Origin of the sequence: Streptomyces sp. NPDC093065 (assembly GCF_044754585.1) — a bacterium.
Taxonomy (GTDB): domain Bacteria; phylum Actinomycetota; class Actinomycetes; order Streptomycetales; family Streptomycetaceae; genus Streptomyces.
Genome location: NZ_JBIVPJ010000012.1, coordinates 231,859 through 240,043 on the forward strand (window position 1 = coordinate 231,859; position 8,185 = coordinate 240,043).

7 protein-coding genes are annotated in these 8,185 nt (G+C 71.2%); 3 read left to right on the top strand and 4 right to left on the bottom strand.

The features are described from left to right. Positions 1-76: 76 nt before the first annotated feature. The 3 genes from ACIQFU_RS22145 to coxB are packed head-to-tail and all read right to left on the bottom strand — an operon-like array spanning position 77 to position 3,164. A complete protein-coding gene (locus tag ACIQFU_RS22145; protein ID WP_402553738.1) occupies positions 77-475 on the bottom strand; it encodes a cytochrome c oxidase subunit 4 in 399 nt (132 codons plus the stop codon). Beyond that, on the bottom strand, positions 472-2,208 hold the full coding sequence (gene ctaD, locus ACIQFU_RS22150; protein ID WP_402553740.1) for a cytochrome c oxidase subunit I: 1,737 nt from the start codon (positions 2,206-2,208) through the stop codon (positions 472-474). The genes ACIQFU_RS22145 and ctaD overlap by 4 nt, the downstream gene beginning before the upstream one ends. Further along, complete coding sequence (gene coxB, locus ACIQFU_RS22155; RefSeq protein ID WP_011028168.1) at positions 2,205-3,164, bottom strand: cytochrome c oxidase subunit II; 960 nt, start codon at positions 3,162-3,164, stop codon at positions 2,205-2,207. The genes ctaD and coxB overlap by 4 nt, the downstream gene beginning before the upstream one ends. 305 nt (positions 3,165-3,469) lie before the next feature. On the opposite strand from coxB, the gene ACIQFU_RS22160 reads away from it, so the two are divergent. Continuing rightward, the gene (locus ACIQFU_RS22160; RefSeq protein ID WP_402553741.1) at positions 3,470-4,852 is read left to right on the top strand and encodes a cysteine desulfurase/sulfurtransferase TusA family protein; all 1,383 of its coding nucleotides are present in this window, start codon (positions 3,470-3,472) and stop codon (positions 4,850-4,852) included. Positions 4,853-4,971: 119 nt separating this feature from the next. Here ACIQFU_RS22160 and ACIQFU_RS22165 read toward each other — a convergent pair whose 3' ends face one another. Continuing rightward, positions 4,972-5,946: a carbohydrate kinase family protein gene (locus tag ACIQFU_RS22165; RefSeq protein WP_402553743.1), complete on the bottom strand. Its 975-nt coding sequence runs from the start codon at positions 5,944-5,946 to the stop codon at positions 4,972-4,974. 132 nt (positions 5,947-6,078) lie between these two features. Here ACIQFU_RS22165 and ACIQFU_RS22170 point away from each other — a divergent pair, with 132 nt between their 5' ends. Both ACIQFU_RS22170 and ACIQFU_RS22175 read left to right on the top strand, forming a co-directional pair. Continuing rightward, positions 6,079-6,288, top strand: a complete 210-nt coding sequence (locus tag ACIQFU_RS22170; protein ID WP_402553744.1) for a hypothetical protein — start codon at positions 6,079-6,081, stop codon at positions 6,286-6,288. Positions 6,289-6,423: 135 nt separating this feature from the next. Next, on the top strand, positions 6,424-7,956 hold the full coding sequence (locus ACIQFU_RS22175) for a hypothetical protein (protein WP_402553746.1): 1,533 nt from the start codon (positions 6,424-6,426) through the stop codon (positions 7,954-7,956). Positions 7,957-8,185 lie beyond the last annotated feature (229 nt).

Sequence of the window (8,185 nt, forward strand, 5' to 3'; positions counted from 1 at the left end):
TGAGGGACGCTGCGGCGAACGAAGGGGCCCGGACGCTCCTGACGGAGTGTCCGGGCCCCTTGTCGCTCGGCGCGTGCTACTGGGTGCGGTTCTCACCGCGGTAGTACTCGAAGACCCAGCCGAACAGGCCGATCAGGAGGATCGGTGCCGAGAAGTACATCAGCCACCAGCCGAGGGCCACGCCCATGAAGGCGAACGCTCCGCCGATGCCGAGCGCCAGCGGCTGCCAGCTGTGCGGGCTGAAGAACCCGACCTCACCGGCGTCGTCCGCGACGTCCGCCTCGGTGTTGTCCTGCGCGCCCACGTCGACCCGCCGCGCCGTGAAGGCGAGGTAGAAGCCGACCATGATGGCCAGGCCGAAGGCCAGGAAGAGCGCCGTGGTGCCCGCCGGCTCCTTCGACCAGTAGCCGTAGACGACCGCCACCACGAGGAGGAAGACGCTCAGCCAGATGAAAATCTTGCCCTGGATCTTCACTTCCCGGCCTCCTTGCCGCCGGCGAGGGCCTTCTCACCGTGACCGACGTTCTCCAGCTGATCGAGCGCGGCGATCTCGGGGTAGTGCAGGTCGAAGGCGGGGGATTCACTGCGGATGCGCGGCAGCGTGAGGAAGTTGTGCCGCGGCGGCGGGCAGGAGGTCGCCCACTCCAGCGAACGGCCGTAGCCCCACGGGTCGTCCACCTCGATCTTCTTGCCGTACTTGGCGGTCTTCCAGATGTTGTAGAAGAACGGCAGCAGCGACATGCCGAGCAGGAACGAGCTGATCGTCGAGATCGTGTTCAGGGCGGTGAAGCCGTCCGCCGCCAGGTAGTCGGCGTAACGGCGCGGCATGCCCTCGGCGCCCAGCCAGTGCTGGACCAGGAAGGTGCCGTGGAAGCCGACGAACAGCGTCCAGAACGTGATCTTGCCCAGACGCTCGTCCAGCATCTTGCCGGTGAACTTCGGCCACCAGAAGTGGAAGCCGGCGAACATCGCGAACACCACGGTGCCGAACACCACGTAGTGGAAGTGCGCCACCACGAAGTACGAGTCCGAGACGTGGAAGTCCAGCGGCGGCGAGGCGAGGATGACACCGGTCAGACCACCGAAGAGGAAGGTGATCAGGAAGCCGGTGGACCACAGCATCGGTGTCTCGAAGGACAGTGAGCCCTTCCACATGGTGCCGATCCAGTTGAAGAACTTCACACCGGTCGGGACCGCGATCAGGAAGGTCATGAAGGAGAAGAACGGCAGGAGCACGCCGCCCGTGACGTACATGTGGTGGGCCCACACCGTCACCGACAGACCCGCGATCGCGATGGTGGCGCCGATCAGGCCCATGTAGCCGAAGATCGGCTTGCGGGAGAAGACCGGGATGATCTCACTGACGATGCCGAAGAACGGCAACGCGATGATGTACACCTCCGGATGCCCGAAGAACCAGAACAGGTGTTGCCACAGCAACGCTCCGCCGTTGGACGAGTCGAAGATGTGGGCACCGAACTTGCGGTCGGCCTCCAGCGCGAACAGGGCCGCGGCCAGCACCGGGAAGGCCAGCAGGACCAGCACACCGGTCAGCAGCACGTTCCAGGTGAAGATCGGCATGCGGAACATGGTCATGCCCGGCGCACGCATGCAGATGATCGTGGTGATGAAGTTGACCGAGCCGAGGATGGTGCCGAAGCCGGAGAAGGCCAGACCCATGATCCACAGGTCACCGCCGATGCCGGGCGAGTGCACCGCGTCGGACAGCGGCGAGTACGCGAACCAGCCGAAGTCCGCCGCGCCCTGCGGCGTCAGGAAGCCGCCCACCGCGATGGTCGAGCCGAACAGGTACAGCCAGTAGGCGAACATGTTCAGCCGCGGGAACGCCACGTCCGGCGCGCCGATCTGCAGCGGCATGATCCAGTTCGCGAAGCCCGCGAACAGCGGCGTCGCGAACATCAGCAGCATGATCGTGCCGTGCATCGTGAACGCCTGGTTGAACTGCTCGTTCGACATGATCTGCAGCCCGGGCCGGGCCAGCTCGGCGCGCATGAACAGCGCCATCACGCCGCCGATCACGAAGAACGCGAACGACGTCACCAGGTACATCGTGCCGATGGTCTTGTGGTCGGTGGTCGTCAACCACTTGACCACGACGTTGCCGGGCTGCTTGCGCCGTACCGGCAGCTCGTTCTCGTACGAGTCCTCCGCTGCCGAGGCACCCTGGGGTTCGTTGAGGATGCTCACAGGTTGTTCGTCTCCCGGTTCTTCTCGTGGCTCGTCTGAGCGATGCCCGCGGGAACGTAACCGGTCTGCCCCTTCTTCGCGAGGTCCTGGAGGTGCTGCTCGTAGCGCTCCGGGGAGACGACCTTGACGTTGAACAGCATCCGGGAGTGGTCCACGCCGCACAGCTCGGCGCACTTGCCCAGGAAGGTCCCCTCCTTGTTGGGGGTCACCTCGAAGGCGTTGGTGTGGCCCGGGATCACGTCCTGCTTCATGAGGAACGGCACCACCCAGAAGGAGTGGATGACGTCACGCGAGGTCAGGACGAAGCGGACCGTCTTGCCCTTGGGGAGCCAGAGGGTCGGGCCGGGGTTGCCGGTCTGCGGGTTCTCCGTGCCGGGGGTACCGCAGTCGTAGACACCGCCCGCGTTGGCCGGGAAGTCCTCGATGAACCGGTCCGGGATGCCGGCCAGTTCCTTGGAGGTCTTGGCGTCGCCGGTGGAGCCCGGGACGTCCTCGATGTGGTTGAAGCACCAGCTCCACTGGAAGCCGACCACGTTGACCGTGAGGTCGGGCTTCTTGTTGAGGCTCATGAGATCGGACTCGTCGCGCGCGGTGAAGTAGAACAGCACCGAGACGATGACGAGCGGAACCATGGTGTACAGCGCCTCGATGGGCAGGTTGTACCTGGTCTGCGGAGGGACCTCGACCTTGGTGCGGCTGCGCCGGTGGAAGAAGACACTCCACAGGATCAGGCCCCACACCAGCACGCCGGTGGCCAGCGCGGCTGCCCACGAGCCCTGCCACAGGGAGAGGATCCGCGGAGCCTCTTCCGTGGTGGGGGTGGGCATGCCGAGGCGGGGGAAGTCCTCGTATGTGCAACCGGTGGCGGTCGCCAGGACCAGGCCCGCGGTCAGTGCCTGCAGCAGCTTCCGCCGCATCGGGCGCCGCGGCGAGCGGTCGGAGCCGTTGGGACTCACGTAGCGCCTTCCCGAGAGTCTCGCCCGCGCGGTTGGCTGCGGCCTGCCTTCTCGCTGGTCGGTCGCCGCCCTGCGTCGGGCAGGGGTTTGATGTTTATGCGGACCAAACCCTAGCCGACGCCTTCCGGGGGGTCGCGGGGAGGGTGGCATACGCGCCGGGGGTCACTCTTTAAGGGTGGGACGGGGGCGCCCGCGGGGCGGGATGGTGCGGTGTCGTTGGCGGCTGACGGCCCGTTGCGGTTGTTTGCGCGGTTCCCCGCGCCCCTGACGGGGCGTTGCGGCCCCCGGCGTTCTAGCGTTGACCCGTGGCCTACTTCGACGCAGCTTCTGCCGCTCCCCTTCATCCCGTTGCCCGGCAGGCGCTGTTGGCGTCTCTCGACGAGGGGTGGGCCGATCCCGCCCGCTTGTACCGGGAGGGGCGGCGGGCGCGGTTGCTGCTGGATGCCGCTCGGGAGGCGGCGGCCGAGGCTGTGGGGTGCCGGGCGGACGAGCTGGTGTTCACGCCCTCGGGGACACGGGCCGTGCATTCAGGGGTGGCGGGGGCACTGGCCGGGCGACGACGCGTCGGAAGTCACCTGATCGTGTCAGCCGTCGAACACTCCTCCGTACTGCACGCGGCCGAGGTGCACGAGGCCGGCGGCGGGAGCGTCACCCAGGTCCCCGTGGACCGGACGGGCGCGGTGGACCCGGCGGGGTACGCGGCCGCCCTGCGCGAGGACACGGCGCTGGCCTGTCTCCAGTCGGCCAACCACGAGGTGGGCACCGAGCAGCCGGTGACGGAGGTGGCGGCGGCCTGCCGGGCGGCGGGGGTGCCGCTGCTGGTGGACGCGGCCCAGTCGCTGGCCTGGGGACGGGTCGAGGGCGACTGGTCGTTGCTCGCGGGCAGCGCCCACAAGTGGGGCGGGCCCTCGGGAGTGGGGCTGCTCGTCGTACGCAAGGGGGTCCGGTTCGCACCGCAAGGGCCCGGGGACGAGCGGGAGTCGGGGCGGGCACCCGGCTTCGAGAACCTGCCGGCGATCGTGGCCGCGGCGGCGTCGCTGCGGGCGGTGCGGGCCGAGGCGGCGGCGGAGGCGGTCCGGCTGCGGGAGCTGACGGAGCGGATCCGGGCCCGGGTGCCGGCCCTGGTGCCGGACGTGGAGGTGGTCGGCGATCCGGCGCGCCGGCTGCCCGGGGTGGTCACCTTCTCGTGTCTCTATGTCGACGGGGAGACTCTGCTGCACGAGCTGGACCGTGCCGGTTTCTCCGTGTCGTCCGGATCGTCCTGCACCAGCAGCACGCTGACGCCGAGCCACGTCCTGAGGGCGATGGGCGTCCTCAGCGAGGGCAACGTCCGGGTGTCGCTGCCGACGGGGACCCCGGCCGAAGACGTCGAACGGTTCCTCGAGGTGCTGCCGGGCACGGTGGCCGCGGTGCGCGAGAAGCTCGGGGCGCCGGCCGCGACGGAGACCGTCCGCGCGGCCGGCCCCGACCTCGTCGTGGACGCGCTGGGCCGGCGCTGCCCCGTTCCGGTCATCGAACTGGCCAAGGTCATCGGCGACGTCCCCGTCGGCGGCACCGTCCGCGTCCTCTCCGACGACGAGGCCGCCCGCCTGGACATCCCGGCGTGGTGCGAGATGCGGGGCCAGGAGTACGCCGGCGAGGAGGAGACGGAGAGCGGAACGGCTTACCTGGTCCGCCGGACCAGGTAAGCCCCCTGAGGGGCGCGGGGCTGTATCAATGTGCGGCTCCGCCGCGTGGGCGCGAACGACCCCGACGCACCCGCACACGCCAGCGCTCCTCGCGAGGCAACCGATTGGTCGCCCCGCGTTCACCCCAGGTGCGCCTGAACCTCTCCCGCCGCCTCGTCCCCGTACGCCTTCGTGAACCGCTCCATGAAGTGCCCGCGCCGCAACTGGTACTCCTGCGTCCCGACCGTCTCGATGACGAGCGTCGCCAGCATGCAGCCGACCTGCGCCGCCCGCTCCAGCGGGACTCCCCACGCCAGTCCCGACAGGAACCCCGCGCGGAAGGCGTCGCCGACGCCCGTGGGGTCGGCCTTGCGCTCCTCGTCGGGGACGCCGACCTCGATGGTCTCCTCGCCGACCCGCTCGATGCGCACGCCCCGCGCGCCGAGGGTGGTGACGCGGTGGCCGACGCGGCCGAGGATCTCCTCGTCGGTCCAGCCGGTCTTGGTCTCGATGAGCCCCTTCTCGTACTCGTTGGAGAAGAGGTAGGTCGCCCCGTCCAGCAGTATCCGGATCTCGTCGCCGTTCATCCGGGCGATCTGCTGGGAGAAGTCGGCGGCGAAGGGGATGGACCGGGTGCGGCACTCCTCGGTGTGCCGGAGCATCGCCTCCGGGTCGTCGGCGCCGATGGAGACCAGGTCGAGACCGCCCACGCGGTCGGCGACGGTCTTGAGCTCGATGAGGCGGGCCTCGCTCATCGCACCCGTGTAGAACGAGCCGATCTGGTTGTGGTCGGCGTCCGTGGTGCAGACGAAGCGGGCGGTGTGGAGGGTCTCGGAGATGCGCACCGAGCCGGTGTCGACGCCGTGCCGGTCCAGCCAGGCCCGGTACTCGTCGAAGTCCGAGCCGGCCGCGCCGACCAGGATCGGCCGGGTGCCGAGCTGCCCCATGCCGAAGGCGATGTTCGCGGCGACGCCGCCCCGGCGCACGTCCAGCTGGTCGACCAGGAAGGAGAGCGAGACCGTGTGCAGCTGGTCCGCGACGAGCTGGTCGGAGAAGCGGCCGGGGAAGGTCATGAGGTGGTCGGTGGCGATGGAGCCGGTGACTGCGATGCGCACGGCGTGGACTCTCTCCTGCGGGGAGGCGGGTTGACGGTTCACGCTACCCGGCGGCGTCGCCAGGCTGAAGCAGGCGAAACTACCCGGTAGTACAACTTTCTCCACGGGACGGGACGTGCCTACGGTTCTGTTATGACGAACCTGAGGACCGCCGACCCCGCCCCGGCCGACCTGGACGGCGACCTGGCGTCGCTGCGCGGTGACTGCGCCCGGATGACCCCGCGCTGGTCGGCACCGGCCGATGCCTCCACCCGGCCGGTGCCGCTCGCCCTCATCCACGGCGTCCGGGTGCCTCCGGCGTCCGCCCGGCTGCTGGAGGCGATGTCGGACTACGGCGACTGAGCGCCGCCGGGCGGCTCCGGGGCCGTTCGGGCGGCTCCCGGGGGCCGTTCGGGCGACGCGTGCCGTCACCGGGAACCGGATCCCGGCCCACCGCGTCCCATCGCTGTCCCCAGTAACAGCCGAAGGAGCGATGCGGTGAACACCGAGCGACCCGACAACGACGACGCCGCCGGCGAGGCCGGCACCGGGCGTCCCGCGCGGCGGCGCCCCCGGGCGGTCGCGGTCGCGTCGGTCGCCGCCGCCGTGCTGCTCATGGGTGGGGGCGGCGCCTATCTCGCCACGTCCGCCGCCGGGGACGACACGGACGGCGGTACGGCGTCCGGGGCCTCCGGCGACGGCACTCCCCCGCCGCTCCCCCTCGACGACCACGACACGGCGCCCCCCGAGGGCGGCTCGAACGGCATCGCGCCCGGTGAGCCCGACCCGTACGGCGTCGCCTACCGCGCCGACGGGCCGCTCCCGCAGGGCCCCGGCTCGGCGCCCGTGTACCGGGCGAAGGGCGACGTCACCGAGGCCGAGGTGGCACGGCTGGCCGGGGCGCTGGGGATCGAGGGCGCGCCCAGGGTCCAGGGCGGGGCGTGGAAGGTCGGCAACGCGAAGGACGGTTCCGGGCCGCTGCTCACGGTGGGCCGGAAGGCGCCGGGCACCTGGACCTTCCACCGCTACACGCCCCGCACGGACAACTGCGGGAAGGGCCCCGAGTGCAAGGCCCCGTCGGCCGACGGCGACCCGGTGGGCGAGGCGGCCGCGAAGAAGGCGGCGGCGCCGGTGCTGAAGGCGCTGGGCCAGGACGACGCGAAGCTGGACGCGAGCCAGGTCATGGGCGCCCGGCGGGCGGTGAACGCGGCGCCGGAGGTGGACGGGCTGCCCACGTACGGCTGGACGACCGGGGTGGTCGTCGGGGCGCAGGGCGAGGTGGTCGGCGGCAGCGGCCAGGTGAAGACGCCGGTCAAGGGGGACACGTATCCCGTCCTGGACGCCGAGAAGACGCTGGCGCTGCTGAACGCGCCGGGTGCCGGTACCGGCGCCGGGGGCATCGGCGGCTGTGCGAGTCCCGTACCGCATCAGGACGGGGCGGACCTGCCCTGTGCGCTGCCGACCGGTGCGTCGGACGAACCCGGGGCGGGGAAGAAGCGGGTCTCCACCGTCGAGGAGGCGGTGTTCGGGCTGGCCGCGCATCCGGTGCGGGGGCAGCAGACCCTGGTGCCGTCCTGGCTGTTCGAGGTGCGGGCACCGGGCGCGGACGACGCGGTCACGGTCACCTACCCGGCGGTCGACCCGAGGTACCTGACGACGACGGCCCCCGCCTCGCCCGCCTCGCCCGCCTCCCCCGCCCCGTCCGACGGGCCGGCCTCGGAGCCCGGGGAGCCGCGGGACGTTCGGGTGAGCGGTTACACGGCCGCCGACGGCGAGCTGACCGTGCACTTCACGGGCGGGGTGTGCTCCGACTACGACGCGAAGGCGCAGGAGGACGACGGGAAGGTCACCGTCGAGGTGACCGAGACCCCGCACCCGGACAAGGTCTGCATCCTGATCGCCAAGGAGTACGAGCGGACGGTGCCGCTCGACAAGCCGCTCGGCGACCGGACGGTCGTCGGCTCGGACGGTGAGGACGTGCCGGTGCACAAGCCGGGCGCGCGGCTGCCGGCTCCGTCCGGGGGCCGGTGACACCGCTCCCGTCACGACGAACGCGAGAAGGGGGGGGGGGGGGGGGGGGGGGCCCGCCCGCGGGGGGGGGGGGGGGGGGGGGGGGGGGGGGGGGGGCGCCCGGGGGGGGGGGGGGGGGGGGGGGGGGGGGGGGGGGGTTGAGGCGGCGGGTGTCGCAGATGGTGCGGGCCCAGGGGATGAGGACGCCGAGGATGGGGATCGTGCCGTGCTGGTCGGCGGCGGCCTGGCC